The 25,149-nt window shown below is 62.0% G+C and carries 28 protein-coding genes and 1 tRNA gene; 13 read left to right on the plus strand and 16 right to left on the minus strand.

The features are described 5' to 3' along the window. Positions 1–384 precede the first annotated feature (384 nt). On the plus strand, positions 385–918 hold the full coding sequence (locus AAK988_RS04945; RefSeq protein WP_135970606.1) for a phosphatase PAP2 family protein: 534 nt from the start codon (positions 385–387) through the stop codon (positions 916–918). On the opposite strand, the gene AAK988_RS04950 is transcribed toward AAK988_RS04945, so the two are convergent. After that, positions 908–2,533 (minus strand): helix-turn-helix transcriptional regulator, encoded by a 1,626-nt coding sequence (locus AAK988_RS04950; RefSeq protein ID WP_242370381.1) that lies wholly within the window; start codon positions 2,531–2,533, stop codon positions 908–910. The two genes, AAK988_RS04945 and AAK988_RS04950, sit on opposite strands and share 11 nt — an antisense overlap. A gap of 191 nt (positions 2,534–2,724) precedes the next feature. Here AAK988_RS04950 and AAK988_RS04955 point away from each other — a divergent pair, with 191 nt between their 5' ends. After that, positions 2,725–4,236 carry a flavocytochrome c gene (locus AAK988_RS04955; RefSeq protein WP_369873770.1) on the plus strand — a complete coding sequence of 504 codons (1,512 nt, stop codon included), beginning with the start codon at positions 2,725–2,727 and terminating at the stop codon, positions 4,234–4,236. Positions 4,237–4,375: 139 nt separating this feature from the next. On the opposite strand, the gene AAK988_RS04960 is transcribed toward AAK988_RS04955, so the two are convergent. Then, complete coding sequence (locus tag AAK988_RS04960) at positions 4,376–4,675, minus strand: helix-turn-helix domain-containing protein (RefSeq protein WP_135970604.1); 300 nt, start codon at positions 4,673–4,675, stop codon at positions 4,376–4,378. A gap of 212 nt (positions 4,676–4,887) precedes the next feature. On the opposite strand from AAK988_RS04960, the gene AAK988_RS04965 reads away from it, so the two are divergent. Next, the gene (locus tag AAK988_RS04965) at positions 4,888–6,099 is read left to right on the plus strand and encodes an aminotransferase-like domain-containing protein (protein ID WP_170272665.1); all 1,212 of its coding nucleotides are present in this window, start codon (positions 4,888–4,890) and stop codon (positions 6,097–6,099) included. Positions 6,100–6,369: 270 nt separating this feature from the next. Here AAK988_RS04965 and AAK988_RS04970 read toward each other — a convergent pair. Together AAK988_RS04970 and AAK988_RS04975 are read right to left on the minus strand one after the other, a co-directional pair. Next, a tRNA-Gly gene (locus tag AAK988_RS04970) sits at positions 6,370–6,443 on the minus strand. Positions 6,444–6,514: 71 nt separating this feature from the next. Beyond that, entirely contained in the window at positions 6,515–6,670 is a 156-nt protein-coding gene (locus tag AAK988_RS04975; protein ID WP_369873769.1) for a hypothetical protein, read from the minus strand. A 419-nt stretch (positions 6,671–7,089) separates the two neighbouring features. On the opposite strand from AAK988_RS04975, the gene AAK988_RS04980 reads away from it, so the two are divergent. The 5 genes from AAK988_RS04980 to AAK988_RS05000 all read left to right on the plus strand — a co-directional run bounded on the left by AAK988_RS04980 (position 7,090) and on the right by AAK988_RS05000 (position 11,087). Beyond that, complete coding sequence (locus tag AAK988_RS04980; RefSeq protein ID WP_369873768.1) at positions 7,090–8,010, plus strand: substrate-binding domain-containing protein; 921 nt, start codon at positions 7,090–7,092, stop codon at positions 8,008–8,010. Between the two features lie 4 nt (positions 8,011–8,014). Continuing rightward, positions 8,015–8,875 carry a phosphate ABC transporter permease subunit PstC gene (gene pstC, locus AAK988_RS04985; protein ID WP_136435441.1) on the plus strand — a complete coding sequence of 287 codons (861 nt, stop codon included), beginning with the start codon at positions 8,015–8,017 and terminating at the stop codon, positions 8,873–8,875. Continuing rightward, the gene (gene pstA / locus AAK988_RS04990; protein ID WP_135970602.1) at positions 8,872–9,705 is read left to right on the plus strand and encodes a phosphate ABC transporter permease PstA; all 834 of its coding nucleotides are present in this window, start codon (positions 8,872–8,874) and stop codon (positions 9,703–9,705) included. The genes pstC and pstA overlap by 4 nt, the downstream gene beginning before the upstream one ends. Positions 9,706–9,741: 36 nt before the next feature. Next, on the plus strand, positions 9,742–10,548 hold the full coding sequence (gene pstB, locus AAK988_RS04995; RefSeq protein WP_440132285.1) for a phosphate ABC transporter ATP-binding protein PstB: 807 nt from the start codon (positions 9,742–9,744) through the stop codon (positions 10,546–10,548). Between the two features lie 215 nt (positions 10,549–10,763). Next, positions 10,764–11,087, plus strand: a complete 324-nt coding sequence (locus AAK988_RS05000; protein ID WP_369873767.1) for a hypothetical protein — start codon at positions 10,764–10,766, stop codon at positions 11,085–11,087. Between the two features lie 281 nt (positions 11,088–11,368). Here the strand turns inward: AAK988_RS05000 and AAK988_RS05005 are convergent, their stop codons facing one another. After that, positions 11,369–11,740 carry a helix-turn-helix domain-containing protein gene (locus AAK988_RS05005; RefSeq protein WP_369873766.1) on the minus strand — a complete coding sequence of 124 codons (372 nt, stop codon included), beginning with the start codon at positions 11,738–11,740 and terminating at the stop codon, positions 11,369–11,371. Positions 11,741–11,923: 183 nt separating this feature from the next. Between AAK988_RS05005 and AAK988_RS05010 the strand changes: the two genes are divergently transcribed. Continuing rightward, positions 11,924–12,283 (plus strand): putative quinol monooxygenase, encoded by a 360-nt coding sequence (locus tag AAK988_RS05010; protein WP_369873765.1) that lies wholly within the window; start codon positions 11,924–11,926, stop codon positions 12,281–12,283. 121 nt (positions 12,284–12,404) lie between these two features. On the opposite strand, the gene AAK988_RS05015 is transcribed toward AAK988_RS05010, so the two are convergent. The 5 genes from AAK988_RS05015 to AAK988_RS05035 form a co-directional block, all read right to left on the minus strand. Then, positions 12,405–13,727, minus strand: coding sequence for an MATE family efflux transporter (locus AAK988_RS05015; protein ID WP_369880467.1), 1,323 nt, complete (start codon positions 13,725–13,727; stop codon positions 12,405–12,407). A 150-nt stretch (positions 13,728–13,877) separates the two neighbouring features. Continuing rightward, positions 13,878–14,339: a MarR family winged helix-turn-helix transcriptional regulator gene (locus tag AAK988_RS05020; protein WP_151429464.1), complete on the minus strand. Its 462-nt coding sequence runs from the start codon at positions 14,337–14,339 to the stop codon at positions 13,878–13,880. A 435-nt stretch (positions 14,340–14,774) separates the two neighbouring features. Further along, entirely contained in the window at positions 14,775–15,191 is a 417-nt protein-coding gene (locus AAK988_RS05025) for a YjdF family protein (RefSeq protein ID WP_151429465.1), read from the minus strand. Positions 15,192–15,424: 233 nt separating this feature from the next. Next, positions 15,425–16,801: an MATE family efflux transporter gene (locus AAK988_RS05030; protein ID WP_151429466.1), complete on the minus strand. Its 1,377-nt coding sequence runs from the start codon at positions 16,799–16,801 to the stop codon at positions 15,425–15,427. Between the two features lie 269 nt (positions 16,802–17,070). Then, positions 17,071–18,258: an aldo/keto reductase gene (locus AAK988_RS05035; RefSeq protein ID WP_151429467.1), complete on the minus strand. Its 1,188-nt coding sequence runs from the start codon at positions 18,256–18,258 to the stop codon at positions 17,071–17,073. A gap of 89 nt (positions 18,259–18,347) precedes the next feature. Here AAK988_RS05035 and AAK988_RS05040 point away from each other — a divergent pair, with 89 nt between their 5' ends. Further along, positions 18,348–19,034: a TetR/AcrR family transcriptional regulator gene (locus AAK988_RS05040; protein ID WP_369873763.1), complete on the plus strand. Its 687-nt coding sequence runs from the start codon at positions 18,348–18,350 to the stop codon at positions 19,032–19,034. A 51-nt stretch (positions 19,035–19,085) separates the two neighbouring features. On the opposite strand, the gene AAK988_RS05045 is transcribed toward AAK988_RS05040, so the two are convergent. From AAK988_RS05045 to AAK988_RS05070, 6 genes are all read right to left on the minus strand, one after another. Next, on the minus strand, positions 19,086–19,808 hold the full coding sequence (locus tag AAK988_RS05045) for a hypothetical protein (RefSeq protein WP_369873762.1): 723 nt from the start codon (positions 19,806–19,808) through the stop codon (positions 19,086–19,088). 38 nt (positions 19,809–19,846) lie between these two features. Continuing rightward, positions 19,847–20,095, minus strand: a complete 249-nt coding sequence (locus tag AAK988_RS05050) for a hypothetical protein (protein ID WP_369873761.1) — start codon at positions 20,093–20,095, stop codon at positions 19,847–19,849. Then, complete coding sequence (locus AAK988_RS05055; protein WP_369873760.1) at positions 20,083–20,307, minus strand: hypothetical protein; 225 nt, start codon at positions 20,305–20,307, stop codon at positions 20,083–20,085. Before AAK988_RS05055 ends, AAK988_RS05050 begins: the two co-directional genes overlap by 13 nt. Positions 20,308–20,341: 34 nt before the next feature. Continuing rightward, positions 20,342–20,515, minus strand: coding sequence for a hypothetical protein (locus tag AAK988_RS05060; protein ID WP_369873759.1), 174 nt, complete (start codon positions 20,513–20,515; stop codon positions 20,342–20,344). A gap of 111 nt (positions 20,516–20,626) precedes the next feature. Next, a complete protein-coding gene (locus AAK988_RS05065) occupies positions 20,627–21,988 on the minus strand; it encodes a sensor histidine kinase (protein WP_369873758.1) in 1,362 nt (453 codons plus the stop codon). 4 nt (positions 21,989–21,992) lie between these two features. Then, complete coding sequence (locus AAK988_RS05070; RefSeq protein WP_440132286.1) at positions 21,993–22,655, minus strand: response regulator transcription factor; 663 nt, start codon at positions 22,653–22,655, stop codon at positions 21,993–21,995. Between the two features lie 181 nt (positions 22,656–22,836). On the opposite strand from AAK988_RS05070, the gene AAK988_RS05075 reads away from it, so the two are divergent. Genes AAK988_RS05075 through AAK988_RS05085 form a run of 3 tightly spaced genes read left to right on the plus strand, consistent with a single transcriptional unit; the run spans position 22,837 to position 25,130 of the window. Further along, positions 22,837–23,634, plus strand: coding sequence for an ABC transporter ATP-binding protein (locus AAK988_RS05075; RefSeq protein ID WP_369873756.1), 798 nt, complete (start codon positions 22,837–22,839; stop codon positions 23,632–23,634). Further along, on the plus strand, positions 23,631–24,356 hold the full coding sequence (locus AAK988_RS05080; RefSeq protein WP_369873755.1) for an ABC transporter permease: 726 nt from the start codon (positions 23,631–23,633) through the stop codon (positions 24,354–24,356). The genes AAK988_RS05075 and AAK988_RS05080 overlap by 4 nt, the downstream gene beginning before the upstream one ends. A gap of 9 nt (positions 24,357–24,365) precedes the next feature. Beyond that, positions 24,366–25,130, plus strand: coding sequence for an ABC transporter permease (locus AAK988_RS05085; protein ID WP_369873754.1), 765 nt, complete (start codon positions 24,366–24,368; stop codon positions 25,128–25,130). Positions 25,131–25,149 lie beyond the last annotated feature (19 nt).

A 25,149-nucleotide genomic window follows, 5' to 3' on the forward strand; every position in this document is an offset into this window, starting at 1 on the left:
CCGGCGAACGGGGCCGATGCCGTCTTCGGCACCCCGCGGGGTGCCTTTTGCTTTCTGGGCCTCGTCTCCGCGCGGCCAGGGCAACGCCATCGTCGCCGGCGCCCGTGCGGGGCGCCTTTTTGTTCTCGGGCCGGTTTGCCGGATGGGCCGCGCGCCGCCGCGGCGCCGGGCCTCCCGGGCGGCCGGTTCCGCGGGAGGGCCCTTCCCAAAATGCATTAGAATGAGAGACGCCGCATAGGGTGTCTTTTTTGTTTTTGGGGCCGGTTCCCCGGGGGCCGTGCTGCGCGCGATCTCCGCTTCGTCGTCCCGGATTGCAGCCTTTGCGGGCAGTGGCGGGAGGTGAGGCGTCGTGGGGCGGACTTGTCGGAAGAAAGGCGTTTTCGAGTGGTAGGACAGAACGAGCGAGTTGCGGCCTATGCCGAGCGCTATGAGTGTCGCGCGATGGTTCTGCGGGAGCATCCTCGATGCCTGCGGGCCCTTGTGATTGCCAATCGACTGCTGACGCTGCTGTTCTATGGGGCCTATGGGGCTCTGCTGCTGGTGGAGGCCCTCCATGCTCCGCTGCGGCTGGTGCCTCTTGCGGGGATCCCGGCCGTGGCCTTCGGGCTCATAAGCCTTTTCCGGCGCCGTTTCAATGCGCCTCGGCCCTATGAGCGCTGCGCATTCACGCCGCTCATTCCCCGCGAGGGAGTGGGGCGGTCATTTCCCTCGCGTCATGCCTTCTCGGCCTTCGCCATTGCGACGTGCTGGTTCGTTGCGAGCGCTTCCGTTGCCGTTGCTCTTATGACTTGTGCGGGTGCCTTGGGATGGTGCCGCGTGTTGGGGGGCGTGCACTTTCCTCGGGATATCGTGGCCGGGGCATTGGCTGGTATCCTTACCGGGGCTGCGACCTTCGCCGCGGCTCTGCTTATGGCTTAGGAACCGGACTGAAGGGTGCTCCGCGATGGCGGGTCGCCTCGACGAGATCGATGACTTCCTGTTTCCCGTGGACTCCGAGCTTGGCGTAGACATTGCGGATGTGCATCTTCACGGTGTTGCGCGAGAGTGTGAACCGCTCTTCCATAAAGGCGAGATCGCGCCCTTGAGCCAGCTGCACGAGCACCTCCTGTTCCCGGCGCGTCAGACCCCACGTGCGGGCAAGCTCGGCGCAGGGATCTTCCCAAAAGTGCTGCGTGCTAGGGGCCTCCGCAGCAGCGTCTTCCACCGGGGCGGATGAGGGGTCGCTGCTGCTGCCGTCAGCGGGGATGGCGCTATCAAGAACGGCAGCGCTGGCTCCGATCGGTGCGGCGGCGGGTGTTTCTGGAATGCTGCTCTCGGTGGTGCTCACGATGGCTTCGGCTTGAGGGTCCGCGTGATCCTCCTCTTCGAGGGCTGCATCGCTTTTGGCGACGAAGAGCAGCATGAGCACGAAGAGGAAGACGATAATGAGCCCCGCTCCTTCGGTGGCTTGGGGAATGACGGTGCTTGCCCAGATCGCTCCGACGGCCATGAGGGCTCCCAGGCCGTGACCTGCGACGGCGAGAAGGCGAACGGCCGCCGCCGCTCGGAGGGGTCTCAGTTGCGAACGGACGACGACGGCGGAGATGACCCAGATGAGCATCTCGAAGAGGGCGGTGCCGATACCGACGAGCAGGGCACTGCCGTCGAAGGGCAACAGCGCGAGAAGGGGCCCGAAGAGCAATCCTGCCGCCACGCAGATGGTCGCGATGCGAAAGCAGCCGTTGAGATCGAACGCGGGGGAGCGCCGCACGGCCAGGAGCACCCCGGTGAGAACTACCAGGGCGGCCAGGGTTCCCACGGAATTGCTCGGGGTTTCGCCGCTGCGCATGAAGCCCAGCATGAGGGAGGTTACGGCGATGCACAGTATGACGGAGGCGAGCTGGGGCCGCGAGAGGGGCACCGTCTCGCGGGTCTCATGATCGGCATCCGCGGCAGTGCGGGTGCTGTCGAGCAGGGCGAGGCTGACGCTTCCAGCTCCGATGAGGGCCGCAGCTCCGAGAGCCAGGAAGGCCACGGGGCTTGCGCCGACGGTCTCGCCGACCGATTTCGCCAAAGCCTCGAAAGCGAAGGCCCCGGCCATGGCCACGGCGGTGGTTCGCATAACGAGGAGGTGGGGAAGGGCTGCGAATTCAAAGAGGAGGACGACGCTGAGAAGCGGCCCCACGCATTTCATGAGCAGGGCTCCCCCGATGGCCAGGGGGTTTCGCGGGTCGCCGATTGCGAGGATGAGGGCTGCGACTCCGATGGCGAACAGAACGCCGCCCGCGATGACGAACTCCACAAGAAGCGTCTTCTTGCGACGATCGGCCCGGGGGCCCGCAATGGGAAAGGAGCCGATGCGCCAGGCGAAGGCGAGGGCCAAGCCGTAGGTGATGAGGGAGAAGAAGCGGATGGAGAGGTAACCTCCGGGCAGATCCGCCAGAGCCAGGGTGGCATTGTCGCACGTCCACACGCCGGCGAACATGAGCGCGAGACCGCAGCCGGCGCCGAGGACGCTTCGGCGCTTCCTCGATGACGTGGGCGACGGGTTCACGGGCTGCCTCCTCTCGGCTGGTTCCGATGCAGATACGGTGCCCCAGTATAGCCTATTCGGGAAAATACACCCATGGTGGGTGTAGCTCTCACCCGGCGTTTTTCCGATGATGCAGGGGCACTGCGGGAGGGCCCGGCTCAGGCTGGCGCCGGGCCCCTTCTCAATCCATTCTCATTTCGGAGGGAGCAATCATGAACGGATTCATCAACGGTATCGCAAGCCCGTCGGGCATGGAGGCATCGCGGCTGCTGAGCCGCCGCGGCTTTGTCGCCGGGATGGGGGCCACGGCGGCGCTGGTGGCTCTCGGCGGTTTCGGTCTGACGGGCTGCACGCCGTCGAAGGCGGCCAGCGAGAGCCCGGCGGAGAGCGAGGACTACGATGCGGTGATCGTGGGCACGGGCGGCGCGGGCCTGTCGGCCGCCATTGCCGCCTACGACCGCGGCCTCACGAATGTCGTGATTCTGGAGAAGATGGCCGTGAACGGCGGTAATACCAACTACTCCTCGAGCGGCATGAACGCCTCGGAGACGACGTTCCAGAAGGATCAGGGCATCGAAGACAGCAACGATGCCTTCGCCGCGGAGACGCTGGAGGGCGGCCATGACACCGGCGATCCCGAGCTGGTGCAGTTCATGTGCGACAACTCGGCCGGCGCCATCGACTGGCTGGACGGCCTCGGCATCAAGCTGGACAACATCACCATGACCGGCGGCATGTCCACGAAGCGCTGCCATCGTCCCACGGACGGCTCGGCCGTGGGCCTGACCCTGGTTCCCGGCCTCATGGCCGCCGTGGAGGAGCGCGGGATTCCGGTGAAGATGAGCTGCGAGGCCAAGGAGCTGCTGAAGGACGGCGACGCCGTGGTGGGCATCGCCGTGGATGACAAGGGCAAGACGAAGAACCTCAACGCCCGCGCCGTTATTCTCGCGACGGGCGGCCTCGGCGCGAACCAGGATATGGTGACGAAGTATCGCCCCGATCTGGCGGGCTATGTGACCACCAACCAGCCGGGGGCCACGGGCGATGGCTACGTCATGGCAGAGAACGCCGGCGCCGAGCTTATTCAGATGGATCAGATTCAGATTCATCCCACCGTTGAGCAGGAGACGTCCACCCTGGTAGCCGAGGGCGTGCGCGGCGGCGGAGCCATTCTCGTGAACACCGAGGGCAACCGTTTCTTCGACGAGATGTCCACGCGCGACAAGGTGTCGGCAGCCGAGCTGGAGCAGCCCGGCGGATTCGCCTGGTGCGTGTTCGACCAGCAGGTCTATGACGCCAACAAGGCCATCAGCAAGTACGACGACGCCGGCATTGTGCAGCAGGGCGCCAGCGTGGCGGAGCTTGCCAGCGCCATCGGCGTGGACGCCGCGGCCCTGGCCGACACCATCGCCGCCTACAACGCCATCACCACCGACGGCGCCGCCGACGAATTCGGGCGCACCGAGGGCTGCATCGCCTTCGTCGATGGCAATATGTACGCCATCAAGGTGGCGCCGGGCATTCACCACGCCATGGGCGGCATTCGCATCAACACGAAGAACGAGGCCCTCGATGCGAGCGGGAACCCGATTCCCGGGCTGTACGCGGCCGGCGAAGTGACCGGCGGCATTCACGGCAACAACCGCATCGGCGGCAATGCGGTGTGCGATATCGAGGTGTTCGGCAAGAACGTCGGCGAAGTGGTGGCCGAGGCCTTGGCGTAAGGTGGGCGATCCCGGCCCCGCCGTTGGTGGCCGGGATCGTTTGGACCCTCCCCGCGGCGCTGTGCCCTCGGGCGCCGCCTGATCCCTCATAGGCGAGCCCCGGCTCCTCCCCGCCGGGGCTCGCCCGTTGCTGGAGGGGCTAAGGACGCAGGGCGCCCCCGATGGGACCGGTCGCTCCTCTGCCGAATTCCTCGGCCACGCGTCGCCGTCGGCCACTCAACTCGGCGGCCATGGCCTTGGTGAGGAAGCATTGGGTACCGAGGCCCAGTACGAAGCACAGGCGCATGAACTCATCGGTGCGCATGGGGCGATTCTTCCGCAGTACGTACCAGAGGCGCTTGCCGTCGATGTCGGCGCGACGCCCCAGCTCCGCGATGCTCATGCCGCGTTCTTGGCGGGCAAACTCGATTCTTTGGGTGATGAGGTCTGCATAATCCATGGGATTCCTTTCTCCTACCAGCCCTGCAAATATGCCGAAATCCCATTATGCCGCCAGACGCGCATTGCCCCATGCTCTCGGCCATCGAGCCTGGGCCGCGGCTGTCGTGCGTGTTCCCGCCCCACTTCGGCGCGTTGGCAAAAAACTGGGGTAAGCGAGGGGCGGTTCGTGGAACAATGGTAGGGAGAGTTCCCAGCGAGCGGAGGCAACCTATGACCACGACTGAAACTGCAACGGAGTTCGCCATCGACGAGCTGCTGTCCGACGGCATCACCAACACCCCGCCGTCGTTCGTGCGCGCCATTCTGAAGGCGGCGTCCGATCCGGCTATCACGTCCTTTGCGGGCGGCCTGCCCAATCCTATTTCCTTTCCCCAGGAAAAGCTCATGGAGTCGATGCAGCGCGTGGTGGCCGAGCGTGGGCCTGAGGCCTTCCAGTACTCGATGACCGCGGGCATTCCCGAGCTGCGGGAATGGATCGCCGAGCGCTACAACCACCGCTTCGGCACCGACTACACCGCCGATGACGTGCTGGTGACCACCGGCTCGCAGCAGGTGCTCGATTTGCTGGGCAAGGTGCTGCTGGACAAGGGCGACGGTGTCATCGTGGAAAAGCCCACCTACCTCGCCGCTATCCAGGCCTTCGCGCTACAGCAGCCGGTGTTCCGCGAGGTGGAGCTGACCGAGGAGGGCCTGAACACCGACGAGTTGACCGCGGCGCTCGAAGCCGGCGCGAAGATGATCTACCTCATTCCCAACTTCCAGAATCCCACGGGCCTGACCTACACGGCCGAGAACCGCGCGAAGGTGCGGGAGATTCTGGCTGATCGCAACATCGTGGTGGTGGAAGACGACCCCTATGGCGAGCTGCGCTTCGAAGGAGAATCCCTGCCCTATATCGGGGCCACGGCGCTGCCCCACGGGGTGGTCATGGGCTCGTTCTCGAAGACGGTGACGCCGGGCTTCCGCATGGGCTATCTGCTGACGAAGGATCATGAGCTGCTGCGTCGCCTGAACACGGCCAAGGAGGCCGCCGATTTGCACACCAACGTGTTCTCCCAGTTCGTGGTGTTGGACTATCTGCGCCACAACGATCTGGACGAGCACTTGGTGAAGATCCGCGATTTGTACCGCGACCAGGCACAGGCCATGACCGATGCCATGGCGGAGTTCTTCCCGGCCGAGGTTGCGTTCACCAAGCCCCAGGGCGGTATGTTCCTGTGGGCGACGCTTCCGGCGGGCATCAACACCATGGATCTGTTCCCGAAGGCGCTCGCGCGCTGCGTGGCCTTCGTGCCCGGCGAGCCCTTCTACGCCGAGCCGGGGAGCTATTCCACCATGCGTCTGAACTTCACCAATGCCGATGCCGACACCATTCGCGATGGCATCCGTCGCTTGGGCGAGGTAATTGCCGAGGCGCTATAGGACTCTGGGGTCTTTCGGGCCTATTGACGAGGAGCAGTCCGCTCGCGCGCTTCGGCGCCGGGCGGGCTGCTTTGGTTTCGGGGTGCTGCGGACGCGCACGATGACGAGTTCCCCGGGGTGACGTGCTCGGCCCGAGCCTGAGCCTATGGAGGCAGCGGCGAATGACCGCGCCGTTCATGGGCATCCTTTCTGGGAGGAGTCGCTCGGGTGGCGCCAACCGGTCCCGAAATGCAAAACGGCCCCGTCGAGGGACGGGGCCGGAGGGTTCGCTGGAGCGGGCGACGGGAATCGAACCCGCGTGGTCAGCTTGGGAAGCTGAAATTCTACCATTGAATCACGCCCGCAATGAAAAAACATTATACTCTAACCTCCTTAACACCCTTAGGTATTTCAGCAAATCATCACGAGCGTGCGCCTAGGCGGCGGCTCGAAGGAAGCTCATGTAGCGCTTGTCGATCCCTATGCCCGTGTTGGGCACGTAGGCCGCATAGAGGTCGAGCGTGTAAGCGGAGCTCGCATGCCCTATAAGGACTGAGACGGTTTTGATGTTCTCGCCATAGGTTTCCTTCATAGTCGCTTCCTCTCGAATGTGAGGCGGCCAGCGTCGCTGACCGCGATGATGGGGTGTTTGGATAAACGCCACAACGATGCGAACGCCCCAAGCGCATGCTTGCGCAGAGCGCGCAGTTGTGACGCAACTCGAAATGAGTATTCGATGCGGTTATCAAGGTGCCTGCATTCCGTATATATCACCGATAGTTCCGGGGATGCACATTTCACGAGCAAGGCTAAAACTCTGTGATTCATCCGAGAAAAAGATGTTCCAAATTGAGAAGAAGGTGTCCCGTTTCGATTTGCTCTGCCGTGAAACTTTGCAAAGACTTTACGGGCCTCTGACAAGGCGCACTTACAGCTTGGTCATACTTGAGCAGAGCCTCCTCTTAGGCTCCCTCCTGTGAGAGGAGGCGTCTTTCAGAGAAAGGAATCGACATGACCAAAAACATGACAAGAAAAGTACTCACTATCGCTGCGGCGGCGATTCTCACGCTCGGAATGATGAGCGCCTTCGGCTGTTCTTCACCCGAAACCCAATCGGGGAGTCCCAGCGCATCCGAGGCGCAGACGAGCAATCAGATATCGGTTTACTCACGTGAAGATGGTTCGGGCACGCGCGGTGCGTTCATCGAACTGTTCGGACTTGAGGAGAAGGATGCGAGCGGCAACAAGATTGACATGACGACGGATGCAGCCGCCATCACTAACTCTACTTCCGTGATGATGACGTCGGTAGCGAGCGACCCCGACGGTATCGGATACATTTCTCTCGGCTCGCTCAACGATTCGGTCAAGGCCGTCAAGATCGACGGCATCGAGGCAACGGCGCAGAACGTGAAGAGCGGCGACTACAAGGTGTCCAGGCCATTCAACATCGTGTTCGCCGAGAACCTCAGCGCACCGGCACAGGACTTCGTGGACTTCATCATGAGCTCCGATGGTCAGGCGATCATCGAGGATAACGGCTACATAGGCGTTGACGAGAATGCGGCTCCCTTTACCGCTACTGGCGCAAGTGGCAAAGTCGTGATCGCGGGATCCTCCTCGGTCACCCCCATCATGGAGAAGCTCGCCGAAGCGTATAAGGCCGTGAATCCTGACGTAACCATCGAGGTTCAGCAATCCGACTCCACCACCGGCGTCAACATGGCCATCGAGGGCACGTGCGACATCGGTATGGCATCGCGTGACCTGAAGGATTCGGAGGCTTCGTCCGGGGTCAGCGCCACGGCTATCGCCAAGGACGGAATCGCCGTGATCGTCGCCCCCGCATCCATCGTCGACAGCCTCACCAGCGACCAAGTGAAGGCGATCTTTTCTGGCGAAGCGCTCACGTGGGCAGAAGTGATCGGCTAGCTATATGTCGAAGTCTGCAAGGAAAGAAGGCTTTGCGAGGGCGCTGTTCACCCTCGCTGCCGCGATTTCGATCTTGGCAGTTGCCCTGATATGCGTGTTCCTCTTCGCCAACGGGCTTCCGGCGATGTTCCAGATCGGCATCCCCGAGTTCCTGCTGGGCACCACCTGGAAGCCGGGAAGCGACATGTATGGCATCTTTCCCATGATCGTGGGGAGCATCTACGTGACCGCCGGTGCCATCCTCGTCGGTGTTCCGGCGGGCATCCTGACGGCGATATACCTGTCGCGTTTTGCGGGCAGCAGGGTCGCATCCGTTCTGCGGCCGGGCATCGAGCTGCTCGCCGGCATCCCCTCTGTCGTGTATGGCTTCTTCGGGTTGATGGTGCTCGTCCCCTTCATCAGGATGACGATGCCTGGCAGGGGCCTTTCGCTTCTGGCAGCATCCCTGCTGCTGGGGATCATGATCCTTCCCACCATCATCACCGTGGCGAAGAACGCCCTCGATGCCGTTCCGAGAAGCTACTACGAGGGGGCCCTTGCCCTGGGCGCAACCCATGAGTGGGCCGTGTTCCGCATCCTCGTGCCTGCTGCGTTCTCGGGAATCATGGCGGCTGTCGTGCTGGGAGTCGGGCGCGCGATCGGCGAGACCATGGCGGTCGTTATGGTCGCGGGAAACCAGCCCGTCATACCGAACTCCATCTTCGACGGCGTTCGCACGATGACCGCGAATATTGTTCTGGAGATGGGCTATGCCGCCGACCTCCACAGGGGCGCTCTCATAGCAACCGGCGTCGTGCTGTTCGTCTTCATCATGCTCATCAGCCTCCTGTTCAGCGCCATCAAGAAGCGGGGTGAGGAGCGATGACGTCGAAGATTCTGCGCGCTCTCGTGTACGTGGGAGCCATCCTCACGGCTCTGGTCCTGGCGGGGATCGTGGGATACATCCTTATAAACGGCATCCCTCATCTCAAGCCCTCCCTGTTCGAGTGGACCTACACTTCCGAGAACGTCTCGCTCATGCCCGCTCTCATCGATACCATCCTGATGGCCCTGCTTGCTTTGGCGCTATCTGTGCCGACGGGCGTTGGCGCGGCAATCTATCTGGTGGAGTACGCGCGCTCATCGAGCCGCTTCGTGAGGGCGGTCCGCATGACAGCAGAGACGCTCCAGGGCATCCCCTCAATCATCTACGGTCTGTTCGGCTTGCTCTTCTTCACGACCATGCTCGGATGGGGGCTTTCCCTCATTTCCGGCGCATGCACGCTCGCCATCATGGTGCTCCCCGTCGTGATGCGCACTACCGAAGAGGCGCTTCTCGCTGTCCCCGAATCCTACAAGCAGGGCGGCTTCGCATTGGGGGCGGGCCATGTCAGGACGATCTTTCGCTGTGTGCTGCCAAGCGCGCTTCCTGGCATCGTGGGCGGCGTGCTGCTTGCCCTTGGCCGCTGCGTTGGAGAGGTGGCCGCGCTCCTCTTCACCGCTGGCACCGTGGCGCAGATCCCCGATTTCGGTGGACAGGGCATCTTCGCAATCTTCGATTCGTGCAGGACGCTTGCCGTCCACATGTACGTGCTCGCAAGCGAGGGCCTTCACATGGACGAGACCTATGCAACAGCCGTCGTGCTCCTGATCCTCATCGTGATTCTGAACATGGGAGCGAACTTCGCGGCAAAGAGGCTTAAGAGAGGAATGTAGATGATGGACGCAGTCACAGCACCCGAAAAGAGAATCATGGAACCTGAGAAGGAGCAAAGCATGCAGAGCGCACGGGCGGAAGCCGTCGCCGCTGAAGTGAAGATGGGCGTTGAGGGACTCGACCTTTACTACGGAGAGTTCCATGCTCTCAAAGACGTCACGCTCGATTTTCCGAAGAACGAGGTGACGGCCCTGATCGGGCCTTCGGGATGCGGCAAGTCGACGTTGCTCAAGACCTTGAACCGGATGAATGACCTGGTGGACGGCTGCCGCGTGGACGGGTGCGTCTCCTTGGATGGCGACGACATCTATGGTGGCCTGCCGGTCAATGACCTCCGCCGCCGCGTGGGCATGGTATTCCAGCAGCCCAATCCCTTCCCCATGAGTATCTACGACAACATCGCCTTCGGCCCGCGTACTCACGGGATCAAGGGCAAAGAAGAGCTCAACGTGATCGTAGAACAGTCGCTCCGTGATGCCGCCATCTGGGACGAGGTCAAGGATCGCCTGAAGAAGAGTGCCCTTGGGCTCTCGGGTGGCCAGCAGCAGCGTCTGTGTATCGCACGTGCGCTTGCCGTTCAGCCTGAAGTGTTGCTGCTTGACGAGTCCACGAGCGCGCTCGACCCGATATCCACGGCGAAGATCGAGGATCTGGTCACCGAGCTCGCATCGAAATACACCGTGATCATGGTCACGCACAATATGCTGCAAGCCATTCGCGTATCTACCAAGACCGCGTTCTTTCTCCTAGGGGAGATGGTTGAGGCAGGTGACACGGATGCGTTGTTCACGCATCCGAAAGACAGCCGAACAGCCGACTATGTGTCAGGTCGCTTCGGCTAAGCAGAGCGAAATAGCGGCGCTCCAGGCGCGGACGCTTGCGATGATGCCAGATTGCAGATTCGGAGCGTATCACATGAAGAACCTTAGATCGAGAATTGCCATCATCGTCACGTGAATCGCGGCTTTAGGAATCGTCTGCGCCATGCTCTTCGTCTACTCGCAGTTCGTCAACGAGAAGGTCTATGAGGAGGCGAAGCACAACTTCTCGGAGGTCTATGAGCTGCATCATCAACGGACTGAAGGACGAAGCGAGGACATCAACGGGTGTCTCCAGCACCGTCTACGGATGGCTTGACGAGATTGGCATACCTAAGGGGAGGGGCCGTAAATCGAAGTTAAGGAACGGGCGCATCCAGCAGTTGACGGAGACGCTTGCCATGTTCGACAGGATGGGCTGCCGCCCGACCTCGAAGGAGTCTATCGCAAGGCTCTCGGATCTGAGGGAGCGGTTAGATGACGCCTGCGGCAGATACGGCAACCAAAACGCTTTCGTGTCGTATCTCGGCTTTCTCTCCCGACTCATTGACAAAGCCGTGTGAGCCTGTCACTCTACTCGTACATGTCAAAGCCTTCGAGGCTTTGTAAGGGCCGGTCCTGCGGGACTGGCCCTAGTTTTATTTAGGCGCACGATCGGGCCACATTCAAGTTGGCGATACGGCGTACATCTAGGCCGCTGCTCTCCCTGGCCGCTTGTTGAGGAGGCGCCTCTAGGCTCCGATGAGTCCGATCATCTCCGCGATGTCCTCGGTGATCATCTGGACTTTGGGGACGGGATCGTGTTTTACCTTCGCGGAGATTATGGCGTACGAGAAAGCTGCCTCTACGCGAACAGCACGGCGTAGCAGACGATGCCGGCGAAGAATGCCAGGATCGCCGCGCCGATGCCCAGCAGCACGCGGATGTACTTGCGCATGACGGCCTTGCCTCCCTCCACGTCGGCGTAGATGGACGACAGCTGCTTCTCCGACTCGTTCAGGGCGCGCACGTCGCCCACGTCCAGGCCGCGCACCAGCTCGTCGAGGCTGATGTCGAAGTAGTCGGCCAGCAGCACCAGGCGCTGGAAGTCGGGATAGGACTGCCCCGATTCCCACTTCGATACCGTCTGCCGCGATACCCCCAGCTCGAAGCCGAGCTCTTCCTGGGAGAGACCCCACTTCTTGCGCAGGGCCATGAGTCGCTCGTTGAATTTCATGGCGCTTCCTTTCCTCGGTTCCAGTATGAGCGCACTTCGATTCAAGCGGAAGGGCCGCCGCGCATCTACCAACCATGGTTGGAAATCTGTCAACCAAAGCTGCCATCTGCAGTGGGTTAGCCGGGAGGTCTGCGCGATTTACCCCGCGCCGCCCCTCTTCGGTGGGAAGAAGATGCCGGCGGGGTGTCAAGGGAACCGCCCCCTCGACATCTGTCCATCACCGTGAACATCTACTACCACGGCGCCGACGGAAGCGCCCGGCGGTTCGCCGAGGAGATGACGGCCTCGGGCACGGTGGATGCCATCCGCGCCGAGCCGGGCAACCTCCGCTACGAGTACTTCGTCCCCCTGGCCGGCGGCGAGACCGTGCTGCTCATCGACAGTTGGGAGGACCAGCAGGCCCTCGACGCGCATCATGCGTCCCCGATGATGAGCGCCATTGCCGCGCTGCGCGAGAAGCACGACGTGCGCATGACCGTCGAGCGCTACGTGACCGACGAGGCCCACGACGCCGCGGCAGACCGCGCCTTCGTGCGCGAGTAGCCGGCGGCCGCCCCGAACCTGTCTTTCTCGGGTGTCAGGGGAATCGTCCCCCTGACACCCCGCCCGTCAAGGGAACTGTTCCCTTGACACCTAACGATTGCGGTCAGCTCAAGAGTATGTATTAGGCAGAGGTTTCTGCATGCTCGGCATTTGCCATCTCGCTATCAGATAGAACTCCTTTCGATTTGGCGACAAGGACAAGAACCAGAAGGAACGAGAGCAAGTCTCCAATGGGCTGCGCGGCTATGATGCCCGGAAGCCCAAAGGCCCAAGAGCCGATGAGGAGCGCAGGTATGAAGAAGATGCCCTGCCGCCCGATGGCTATGAGCGCACCCTGTTTCGCCTTGCCAAGTGCCAGGAAGAAAGCGGAGTAGACGGCCTGCACTCCGAAGGTTGCGAAGCTCAATGCGTTCCAGAACAGGGCGGTCGTACCGATGGAGACAATAGTGGCGTCTTCCCGACTGAACGCCGATAGCAGAGGTTCCGCGAAGATGATGAGCGTCACGGCAGTGATGCAAGCGAAAGCCGTCTCCCAGATGCACGCCGCCCTCGTGCCCTCCCGCACCCGATCGAACCTGCGGGCCCCGTAGTTGAAGCCCGCGAAGGGCTGATAGCCCTTGACGAAGCCGAAAGCCACCATGCTCGCCAGGTTCATAATGCGCGCCACAATACCGAGCGCCGCCACGGCGGCATCCCCGTAAGCTGCGGCGAAGACGTTGGTGAGCCAGAGCGCCACCGAGACGAGCAACTGATAGGTCAGGTTGGGGACGCCGATCTTGAGCACCTGCGCGTACATCTCCGCCGTGGGCTTGAGATTTCGCGGCGACAGGGCGAGGCTGCTCTTGCCGCGCAGGAAGTACGAGAGGTAGACGCAGGTGGTCAGAAGGGTTCCCACAAGCGTCGCGACGGCGGCTCCTGTCACGCCCCATCCGAGGGCGAAAATCATGATGGGGTCGAGCACGATGTTGGATATGCCACCGAGCAGCATGGCTACCATGCTCACGGTCGTCGCACCCTCGGAGACGATGAGGTTGTTGGCGGTGGCGTTGAAGGCGTAGAACGTCATGGCGATGAAGAAGGGGACGGCGTAGGCCGCCGCATACGGCATCATGGTGTCCGTCGCGCCTAGAGCACGAAGGAACGGCTCCGCGAACGCGACGAACCCGGCCAGCAGCAGGACCGCCACGGCCATCGAGGTCGCCAGCGACGTGGAGGCGCACTCGTTCGCCTCGCTACGCTTTCCCGCGCCGAGTAAACGGGATATGTAGGATGCCGCGCCACCGCCGAACAGGAGGGCCAGTCCGAGCATGGCGGTGGCTATGGGGGCGAACAGCGACACAGCGGCCATCTGGGACCCGCCGAGATGCCTGACGAAGAAGGCGTCCACGACGTTGTAGAGGGCCGACACGCTCATGCCTATCAGCGTCGGTGTTCCGAGCTTCAAAAGCGCGCTCTTCACCGGAGCCGATCTCAAGAGCTCTGTTCTGTCTTGACTTTTCTGCATATGCTTCCTTTCGTATAGTAACTATACTATATAGTATCTAAACTATTAGGGTCGAAGAAAGGGCACCCTGGGGTGCCCGAGGCGGACGCTTTAGTTGGAGGCTTCTTCTAGCGCATCGTCTACCATGGCCTCAAATGAGGCGAGAACCTGCTGCAGGACGGCGAACTCGGCCGCTTTCATGCTGCCGAGGAAGTCCATGAAGTCGCCCGACCTTTTCGCATGGTATTCCCTGTGGGCTTTGTATGCCGCGTGACCGCTCTGGGTGAGCAGTATCCGAACCTCGCGATCGTCCTCGGGGGCGGGCACCTTCTCCACATATCCCTTGTCGAGCAGTCGGCAGATCATCTGCGATACGGCACCTTTCGTTATGCCGTGCATCTCGGCGAGCTGGGTCATGTTGATATCGGGGTTCGTCCCGATGGTATCTATGACGTGAATCTCGCGCTGGGTGAGCCTAATGCCATCCCCATAAGTGAACGGCATCTCTTCGAGCCGCATGTACTTGTGCAGCACGCGCTCGATGGCCTTCGCCTCTTTCACCCCCTTGCGCATGTCTCCGCTCCTTTCAAAATAGTTTATATGCTATACTATTTTAGGATGGACTTCGCTTCTGTCAAGAGCGCTGTCTGTAAACTTCATTTCTCCACAGCGCAAGCGAGCGGAACATGTGCAAGGCTAGTTTGCTATTTGGATGGCACTAGAATCTAGGTCGCTGGTCTCTTTCCCGTTCGCTAGATGACGCGATCTCCGGCAAGATAGTTGCAGGTATGCCGAGGTCTTCGACTCTCTGCGCCCCACTTGATTCCAAAAGACGATTGAACTGCGCGCTCCCCGGTGTCTTCGAGCCTCCTCACTCCGCCCGATCGCAACAACGGCTCCAGCCGCTCGCGTGTCAAGGGAGCCGTCCCCTTGACACGCGAGCGGCTGCGGGGGCCTGCCACCCATGTCGCGCATCGTCGGCGTAAACAACCTATTGGCACACGACACCTAGTGCCCGCGGTGCTTCTGCTTGCGCTTCTCCGTCCGCTTGGCGAACTGCTCGCGCTCGCGCCCTTCCTTCTGCTGCCGGGAAAGCGCCTCGCCGGATTCTATCGCCATGGCGCGCTGCTCTGCGAGCGTCTGCTGCGCCTTGGTCCCGCGCCAGGCGTCCGATCGCATCTCCTTCTCGATCATGCGGCGGAGCCTCTTGGGGTTGATGCGCTTGGACTCCTTGGCCTCGACCTGGACCTCGTGCGTGAAGCGCAGGTCGTTCCAGCGGTCGCGGATGAAGTCGAACACCTCGGGCGTGGTGGGCTCTGCCCCGAAGACGTGCTTCGCCACGCTGTAGCCGTCACCGTCCTCCGTCTCGACGAGGCCGACCCAGAACGGCTCCTCGAAGCGCACGGTGAGTTTGCACAGGCTCATCGTTGTTCCTCCTTTATGTCGATGACGAACCTGAAGGAGGGACAACCAAGGAGGCAGGTTACTGACGGCTCGTCGCAAGAGGGCGGCCGCACCCCGACTACCCGACGGGGTCGTGTTTTTACCTTCTGGGGAAAGTATACCGCAGGAGAAACGAAAAACCCTCCGCCTGAAGATGGAGGGTTTCGGCGAGCATGTTTCTGACTGCCCGTCATGGGCATGGGGCAAGACGGTCGCTACCTTGACAGATTCCTTCGCTCCCACAGCTGGAGGTAGACGAAGCCGACGAGCGCGGGAAGAACCGGTGCCGCCGCCTGCGCCGTGTAGATTCCGATGAAGCCGCAACCCAGGGGGACGGACAGGAGCCAGGCCAGCCCTGCCCTCATGGCGAATGCGTCGATGAGGGAGTTCGCCAGGGCCAGCTTCGGCGCGCCCGAGGCCAGGGCGAATGAGTCGAGGGCGTACATTGCCGCGTAGAAGATTCCGTTCACGCTGCAGGTGATGCGAAGGTAGAGGACTGCTGCGTCGATGAGCTCCCGGCTCGAATCCCCGAAGAGCGAGACGAGCCATCCCGCGCCCAGCTGCACGGCGATCTGGATGCCCACAGTGACGGCAATGGCCATGAGGCAGCCCGACTTGGCGAATGCGACCGCCCGCTCGGGCATCCTAGCTCCGATGCTCTGCGAGACTGCGGCGGAGACGGCCTGGCCGACGCCCCAGCAGGGCAGCCCCGCGATGGTGCTTATCTTGAGGCCGACTCCGGAGGCGGCGGCGATGGTCGGGCCGTAGGAGTTGAGCCACGCGGTCACGAGGACGTAGGAGAGGTTGATGACGGCCTGCTGCACGGCCATGGGGGCGCCCACGCGGAGGACATCCCGTGCGGCCGCGATCGCTTTCCCCCGCTCCCGGGCTTCGCGCATGGAGCGGAGCACGCTCCGGGCAGAGGCGTACCTGCGCCGCGCGAGCCACAGGGCGAAGACCGCCCCCGCGCCCTGGGCGGCCACGGTGGCGATGGCGGCGCCGACCACGCCGAGGCCGGCGCCCGCGATGAGGATGAGGTCGAGGGCTACGTTCGCTGCGGCAGAGACGGCCATGATGGCGAGGGGGCCGGCGGAGTCCCCCTGCGCCCGCAGGAATGCGCACGCCGCGTTGAGCAGGAAGAGGCCGGCTGTGCCCAGAGAGACGACCTCGAGATAGGCGGCTGTTTGGGCGAGCGAGGCGTCGGGAACGCCCATGAGGGTGAAAATGGGCTTCGCGAACGCGCAGCCTGCCAGCGTGATCGCCGCAGCCCCCAGAAGGGCGACCCCGAGAGATGCGGCGAAGGCGCGGCGCTGCCCCTGCTCGTCGCGAGCACCCACGCGGTTGCCCACCGCGACGGTGCAGCCCGACATGAGCCCTATGGCTATCGAGCTGATGATGAAGACGATGGCGGAGGCGTTGCTGATTGCGACAAGCCCCGTCTCGCCGACGACGTTGCCAACAATGCCCATATCGACGAACTGGTAGACGTATTGGAGGAGGTTCGCCGCGACGAGCGGGGCGGAGAACGCTGCCAGGCGCTTCGGGGCGCTTCCCTCCAGAAGGGATGACGTGTGATCTGCAGATGCTGACATGGAAAGCCTTTCGATGGGGTGAGAACAAAAAGGAACGGACGCATGCCCGTTCCCGTGCCCATCGTTCGTCTGCGCAAGCCGAAGCAACCCGTAGCGGGTTGCGGGAGCCGACGATTTATCAGGCTTCGCTCCGGTCAGCGTCTCGTCTGTGTGCTTCCGGAGCCGCCCCAATGCAGAGCTTCATGGCTGTTCCTGTCGATGCGATTACTCAAGCACATGGATTATCTCACCGGGCGCATGGGCTGGCAAGGGACGCTCGCACGCTAGCGCTAGCGGCTCATCAGTTTCACGCCGAGCCTGACCAGGGCCGGGAGGCCGGGAACCTGAAGGCGCCGCTTCACCGATGTCAGCTCGCTGGGGATCCGAATATGCTGGGGGCACTTCTCAAGGCAGGCTCCGCACTTGACGCAATCGCTCGCGAAGCGAGCATCGCCCACCATGGCCCCCGATGCCGTGATGTACTGGTGCATGCCCTGGTACCAGCCGTGAGCGAAAGACGTGTTGTAGGCAGCGAAGCACATGGGGATGTTGATTCCTTTGGGACACGGCATGCAGTACCCGCACCCCGTGCAAGGAATCCGGTAGTTTTGCGCGATGTGCTCACGGGCTTTTTCGACCGCATCCGCCTCAGCACCTTCGAGCGGGCCAGGGAGTGCCGATTCGGCCGTCTCGATATTCTGCGACAGTTGGTCCTGCGTGTTCATGCCCGAAAGCACCACCGTCGCTTCCGGGTGGTTCCATACCCAGCGAAGGGCGAGCCGTACCGGATCGTCGCTCAGGCCGGCATCGGAAAGGGCGCGCCGCGCGCCCGCTGGCAATTCGCCTGCCAGCTTGCCTCCGAGAAGCGGCTCCATGACGATGACGGGCAGGCCACGCTCTGCCGCTGCCATGAGGCCCGCCGTTCCCGCCTGATAGTCCTCGTTCATGTAGTTGTACTGAATCTGGCAGAAATCCCAGCCGAAGGAATCGAGCAGCGCAGGAAAATCTGCCTTGGGGCCATGGTATGAGAAGCCTATGTTGGCGATCCGGCTCGACCTCTTCTGCTCCGCTACCCAATCCTCGAAACCCAGAGAGCTCAAGCGATCCCATGCCGAAGCGCTCGTTACGTTGTGGACAAGATAATAATCAACATGGTCGGTGCGAAGCCTCTCAAGGGAGCGCTCCAGATACGTATCGAAATCGCCTGACGCCTCGCATCGCGCTATCGGCAGCTTGGTGGCGATATAGACCCTCTCCCTCAGGCCGGGGTTGCGAGCGAATATCTCGCCCAGAGCAGCCTCGTTCCCGTTGTACAGATAAGCCGTGTCGAGGTAGTTGATGCCGCGCTCGACAGCTTCCACGATGAGCCGCTCAGACGCGTCAATATCGATGCGTCCTCCAGAAGAAGGGAACCTCATGCAACCGAAGCCGAGCGCCGACAACTCGTTGCCATTCTTGGGATCGGTCCTGAATTGCATCGCGAGCACTCCTTGCGTAAAATTAGTTGCACAATGCAATTAACTATAAGTTGCGATGTGCAACTTGTCAAGGAGGCGGTAGAGCTACCGTGACTGAAGAAGATCGGACGTACCAACGCGCGCGGACGCGTGAGCAGAAGAGCCAAAGGCTCGATGGCATCCTGGATGCCACGCGATCGATACTGGATGAAGGCTCGTACCACGATGTCACCTTGAGCGCCATAGCCGAAAGGGTCGGGTGCTCGCGCGCCAATCTCTCGCACTATGTCGGTTCTAAAGAGGAGATACTCCTGCTCCTGTACATCCGGTCATTGCGGGAGATCTTGGAAGCTATGAAAGAGATCGATCCCGGTTCTTTGGACGCGTCCTCCCTCGAAGGCCTTAAGGCTGCTTCGGCCGTTCTGGCGGCAATGCTCGCCTCGCACAGGGACTTCGGAAGACTCGGGGCGCTTTTGACGAGCATCATAGAGACCAATGTGCGCCTGGAATGCCTCGTCGAATGCAAGCGAGAGATCATCGGAATGATGGCAGATGGATCGAGTCTGCTCGTTGAACGCGGCCTCTTCGACGAGCTGGCTGACTCCACCAGGTTTCTCATGGACCTGTCGGACTATGTCGCTGGGCTCTACCCTGCGACCCACCCGCTCCCCATTCAGCGAGCCGCCTGCAAGGAGACGGGGTATCCGATCCTGTCGTATGAGGAGTCGTTGCGTGACTTTCTGACCGTTCAGCTTGTCGGCTATAAAGTGTTGAAGGAGAAGCGGGACGACTCGTGACCCCGCAGGCGGAAGGCCCGCCGACCCGAAGGCCGACGGGCTTGCGAGCTGCTATGCGGCAACCTGCTGGCCGCGCGGCTTGATGCGCGCCGTGTCGCCGTGGATGTAGTTGTTGCAGTTCCACGAGAAGTCGCCGTCGTGGTCGCACTTGGCGACGTATGGCAGGTCAGGGTACGTGACCTCCCTCCTGCCGTTCGGGGCATCGACCTCGACCGCGATGCGATTACCGCTCGGCTGTCCGAAGCCGACGACCGGGAAGACTTCCCACTTGCCGCGAATACTGTCGAACATCCACACCTCATCGCCAACCTCAAGCTCGCTTGCGGGCACGTCCACCGAGTTTAGGAACTCGCCGAGACGAAGCTCTTCGGGCATGGACGCGTCGAAGCTGCGGAGCATATCGTCGAACTTGTGCCAGTCGTGCTCCTCGGCGGGCTCGAACGCGCGCATCCCGACAGCGTTCCAGTCCTCGTCGTACTCGATCCGCAGATGCTCGGAGATCCGCCAGCCGTCGATGACGTAGACGCCGTTGTCGCCGGGGTCCATCTGGCGGTCGGTGGTGTAGGGGTCGATGCCGAGGGACGTGCTTCCCCCGAAGAAGTTTCCCATGACCTGGCACATGCGCGCCCAGCCATACGCGTCTTGGCTCGGCGGCCGGTAGCCCTGCAGCTCGCAGTACTTGAGAAGCGGCTCCACGGTGTCGCGCCCTCCGTTCCAGTGAAGGTAGAGCCCGACCTTGCGCTCGGGCGTGGTGATGACTGCGCAGTTTCCCATGATGACCTCCTGGTGTTCGCGGCGCCCATGGGCTGCGCCTATCGGTGGCGGGCTGACAGACGGATGCGGAGGACTTCCAGGTCGCGCGACCACGGCTCGTAGCCGCGCTTGGGGACGCGCTCCGGGAGGCCGGGCACGCAGGCCGGGATGGTGCGCATCAGGATGAACTGGTCGAGGGCCTTAGCCTTCGGCTCCTTGAAGCCCTCCCAGGCGTCGTCGGGCTCGTCGTCGCAGTAGAAGGTGACGTCCGCCCCCTCGCCCCAGGGCTGGGGCCTCACGACGGCCACGAGACCGGGGCGCCCGCAGTCGCCGCTGCATCGGAGACGGGCACGCCCAGCGAGAGCATGGTCTGGATGCCGCGCCCGCGCTCGGCCTCGGTCAGCTCGCGGCGGTGGTTGTTCTCCGCGTTGAGGATCTGCGCTTCCTGGCGAACCTCATTGACAAGGCGACCTGAGGCTGGCATTATAATCGCAGATTCAAAAACCTTCGGGTTTTGCATGGGCCGGTCCCACTGGGACTGGCTCTAGTTTTATCTAGGCCTGTTCCAAGACCGCATCGAGATCGCTCGCGCAGGCTTCCACGATGCAGCGGACGGCGGAAAGCTCGGAGGCAGTTATCTGCTCGCTGTCGGCCTTGTCTTCGAGCATCGCCAGGGGCGATGCCGCCCCTTCCAGCCTCTCGGACGACTGGACCGCGGCGTTGACCATCTCTTTGGTTGGGGAGCAACCTTCTTCGGGGCGTATCCTGTATAGCGGCCGAGCGTGTACGACGGGCTCTCGTGCCTCATGAGCACCGAGGCAGCAGGCCTCGCAGCCGGATTAACACCTGGAAAGCTGCATTACAGTTTTGAAGCCGCCTTCGACGGGAGCTGAGAAGGAGAGATTTCCCTGGTGCGCCCTTATCACCCGTGACGCGATTTGCAAGCCGAGCCCGTGGCGAAGGTCGAGGTTTTCGTCGGTGCTGCTCGCGTGTTCCTGAGATTTAAGGAGGGCGAGCAGGCCTTCTCCGGCCGCCCCCGCCCCGTCATCTTCAATGGTGATGAGCACATGCTCATCGGTCGCATTCAGCCCTATGCGTATGCGGCAGCCTTGCGGGTTGTGCGTGACGCTGTTCTGCAGGATATTCCCTATCGCCCGCCCGAGCAGGCGCTCATCGCACTCAACGGCCGCCTTCTCGGCCTCCTGTTCGATTTCCATCTCATAGGAATACCTCGTTTCCGGGCATGCGTTGATCGCATCTGCCACCGCCTTGCGGACGATTTTCGAGGGCTTCGCTTTCGCCTTATGCAAGGGCTGCATGTCGTACTCCAGCTGGGAGGCAAGATTCAGGTCGTTGATCAGGTTGCTGATCTTGGCGCTCTGCGCGCTGATAAGGGCAGCGCGGCCAGACGCATCCGATGGGGCAGAGGGGTCGCTGGCGATGCGCTCCGCATTTCCCATGATGAGGGTGAGCGGGGTGCGGATGTCATGGGATATGCCGGCAATCCAGTTCGCTCGCGCCTCATTCTGCTTGGCGATGAGGTCGGACGCGCGAGTCACGCTCTCCGAAAGGTTCGCAAGCGTCCCCTTCGGCAGGGAATGCGTCGCCTTGCCCGTTCCCAGTGCCTCGATGGCATCCTCGATGGGCTCCAATCCAGACAGAGTGCGCCTCTTTGAGAGCCAATAGGCTAGAAAGAGGCAGCCGACATCGAGGAGCGCCATCACCACGAGGAAAGACGGGAGAGCTTGCACCGCCCGCATGGGGATATAGTTGCCCGTGATCTTCATGTAGCTGTCCTTGGGATAGCCCAAGACCAGCAGGCCGGCGTCAGTGACGCGCGTGAAAACAGGATAGTCGGAGATATATCCCTTCGAGAAGCGCGCGACGTCCTGCAGAGTGTAGTGGAGGGGAACGCCCTCGGGGGCGTCAACTGACCACGAGCAGTCCCCATCCGGCTTTATGAACAGCGCCCATAGGCCGTTTTCCCGTAGCTTGCTCCTCGCCTCCGGAGACGCCTCCGATGCGCTTGTTGTGTCCTCAATGGCATGAAGCATGGCCGCGGGCGAGGCGTCTCCGGCCTCATGGGCGACTGCTCCGGAGAAGAAGATGCCGAACGCCGCCGCATTGAACGCCAGCAAAGCGACCATCAGGGCGGCGAAGAACGCGAGATTTCTCGCGATATAGGGGCGTAGGGACTTCACGGCATCACCTGCAAACCATCAGCTTGTACCCGAGCCCCTTGCAGGTGATGAGCGACACAGGATGCGAGGGATCGCGCTCGATCTTCTCCCGCACGCGCCTGATGTGGGCATTGAGGGGGTTCTCGTACCCGAATGCGTCCCCGCCCCACAAGGCATTGCAAATGGCGTCGGTTGTGACCACCTTGCCCTGATTGCGGGAAAGGATCTCCAGCAGCGCGAACTCCTTTGCCGTGAGCGAGACCGGGCCGTCTTCGCGCACGGCTTCGGCCCTGTCGAAATCGATCACGCAATAATCAAGTTGGACCTTTGGCTCAACCGCGGGGTATGACCTCCTGAGTACTGCATAGACGCGCAGCAAGAGCTCCTGGGGAAGGAATGGCTTGGGAATGTAGTCGTCGGCTCCCAGGCCCAGGCCCGATATCCTGTCGATGGGCTCGTCTTTCGCCGTGAGGAATATCACGGGGATGTCGGACGACTTGCGCACCTGCCGCATGAGCGAGAACCCGTCGCCATCGGGAAGCACCACGTCTAAGATTGCCAGCTCCGGATTAACTTCATCGAAGCGCTCAAGCGCGTCCTTTGCATTTGCTGCGGTGAATATCTCCCCGAACCCCGCGTCGGTCAGGATATCTGACACGAGGGCAAGAAGCTCCGGCTCGTCGTCCACGAGCAAGATCCTTTTGCTGTGCAAGAGAGCGTAATCCACGAGGTGCCTTTCTCAAACCTATCCACTGTACAGAATACAGTCCCGCGCCTGGGCCGCACGCGAAAGTAAGGAAAAAATCAGGTGCGCAATCGAGGAATGTCAGGCGGGGCGAATACCTTGATCTCCGTCGAAAGGAGCAACGATGAAACATGCGCAACCAGGGCGTTCGAGGCGCCATCCTCTCATCATCGAGACCCGTAATCTGACGAAGCGCTACAAGGATTTCGTCGCCGTCAACGATGTCTCAATGCATGTGCGGAAGGGGAGCATCTACGGGTTCCTCGGGCCCAACGGAGCGGGAAAGTCAACGACCATGAAGATGCTGCTCGGCCTCACGGCGCCCACATCGGGCGCCTTCGAGATCGATGGCATGCGCTTTCCGGACAGCCGGGTGGCGATCCTCAAGGAGGTCGGCTCCTTCATCGAGTCCCCCTCTTACTACGCCAACCTCACCGGAAGGGAGAACCTCGATATCATCCGGAGGATACTGGGCCTGCCTGCGAGCTCCGTGGACGAGGCCCTGGAACTCGTGGGCCTGTCGGAGTTCGGCGGCCGCCTCACGAAGAAGTACTCGCTTGGCATGAAGCAGCGCCTGGGGCTTGCCGAGGCCCTTCTTGGAAGGCCTCCGATCCTCATCCTCGATGAGCCGACGAACGGCCTGGACCCTGCCGGAATACACGAGATCAGAAACCTCGTCAAATCGCTGCCGAAGGCCTTCGACTGCACGGTGCTCGTCTCTTCCCACATGCTGTCGGAGATCGAGCTTGTGGCTGACGATATCGGCATCTTGAACCATGGGACGATGCTCTACGAGGGAAGCCTCGACAACCTGCGCGCCCAGGCGCTTGCCTCGGGCTACGCCGCCGAGAACCTGGAAGAGCTGTTCTTGGCGATGATAGAGCAGGACAACCTCTTGCGGAAGCAGAGGGCCGTCCTATGAGCGCGCTGTCGATCGAGCTGCGCAAAGAGCGCAGGACGGGCATCGTTTTCGTGCTCTTGGCGATTGGCGTCTTGGGAGCCCTTTACGCATGCGCGAACTTCCTCGTCCGCGGAGAGGTGCTGCTCGGCATGCCGCTCGACCCGATGGACATCCTGCTCACGCAGCTCTACGGGATGATCGTCGTCATCAACATGTTCGGGGTCATCGTGGCGGCGTGCATGATCTACGGCATGGAGTTCAGGGGCGATGCCATCAAGAAAATGCTCGTGATGCCCATGAAGATGCCTTCGATGTACGTGAGCAAGTTCCTCGTTCTCGCTGTTGGGCTGCTCATCGCCGTCGCGATGCAGAACGGGGCGCTCGCCCTGATCGGAGCGAGCAGCCTGCCCGAAGGGGCGTACGATCCCGGCGCTGTGATCGCCTTCGCCGGCTACTCGCTCATCACCAGCATGCCCGTTCTCACCCTCATGCTGCTCGCGTCGTCGCGCATCGAGAACATGTGGATACCCCTCGGCATAGGCGTGGCGGGCTTCTTGAGCGCCATGGCGCTCGCCAGCGTCGACTCGCCCCTCGTCTTAGCCCACCCCTTCATCCTGATGCTGAAGCCGGCGATCGCCATGAGCGCCCAGCCGGACTTCCTGGCCATCGCGGTTTCGGCGGCGCAGACGGTCATCCTCCTTGCAGCCGGGCTCTGGCTTTCCGGCCGCGGGCGCTACGAGTAGGAGGCAGTCATGGGATTTACAAGCCTTATCGGAATCGAGTTCATGAAGGTGCGCAGGTCGAAGATCGTCCCGCTTATCTTCATTGCGCCCATCCTCGTGGTCGTATCGGGGGTGGCGAACTTGAGCCGCTACTTCACCCCCGAGTACACAAACGCATGGCCCGCGATGTTCGTCCAGAGCGCGCTTGTGTACGCGTATTACCTGCTCCCGCTCAGCATGATCGTCGTGTGCGTGATGATTGCGGGCAGGGAGACGTCGCACAACGGCATCCTGAAGATGCTCGCGCTTCCCGTCAGCCGCCACAAACTCTCCCTGGCGAAGTTCGTGGTCGTTGCGTTCTTCCTTCTCATGGAGATCGCCGTGTTCTTCGCGGTCTTCGTGATCGTCGGGCTCATCGCCACCCAGATGATGGGGGTGCAGGAGACATTGCCCATCGGCTACCTGCTGAAGTCCTGCGCGGGCCTTTTCCTGACCATGCTGCCCGCCGTTGCCGCCATGTGGGCGATAACGGTGGTCTTCGAGAAGCCCCTCATCACCGTCGGGCTCAACCTGCTTCTCGTCATCCCGGGCGTTCTCGTCGCGAACACCCCCGCCTGGATAGCTTATCCGTACTGCTATAGCGGCTACCTCGTCTCGTGCTCGCTCCATGACTTCACGGCCGGAATGGCATCGACCGCGTTCCAGCCGTTCCCGTTCGCCCTCTTCGCGGCGCTGCTCTTCGCGGCGTTCCTCTCATTGTCGGTGCTTCGATTCGGAAAAAAGGAAATGAGGTAAGAAATGAACACGAAGATCG

It is taken from the genome of Adlercreutzia muris (assembly GCF_041223505.1).
Lineage (GTDB): Bacteria > Actinomycetota > Coriobacteriia > Coriobacteriales > Eggerthellaceae > Adlercreutzia > Adlercreutzia muris.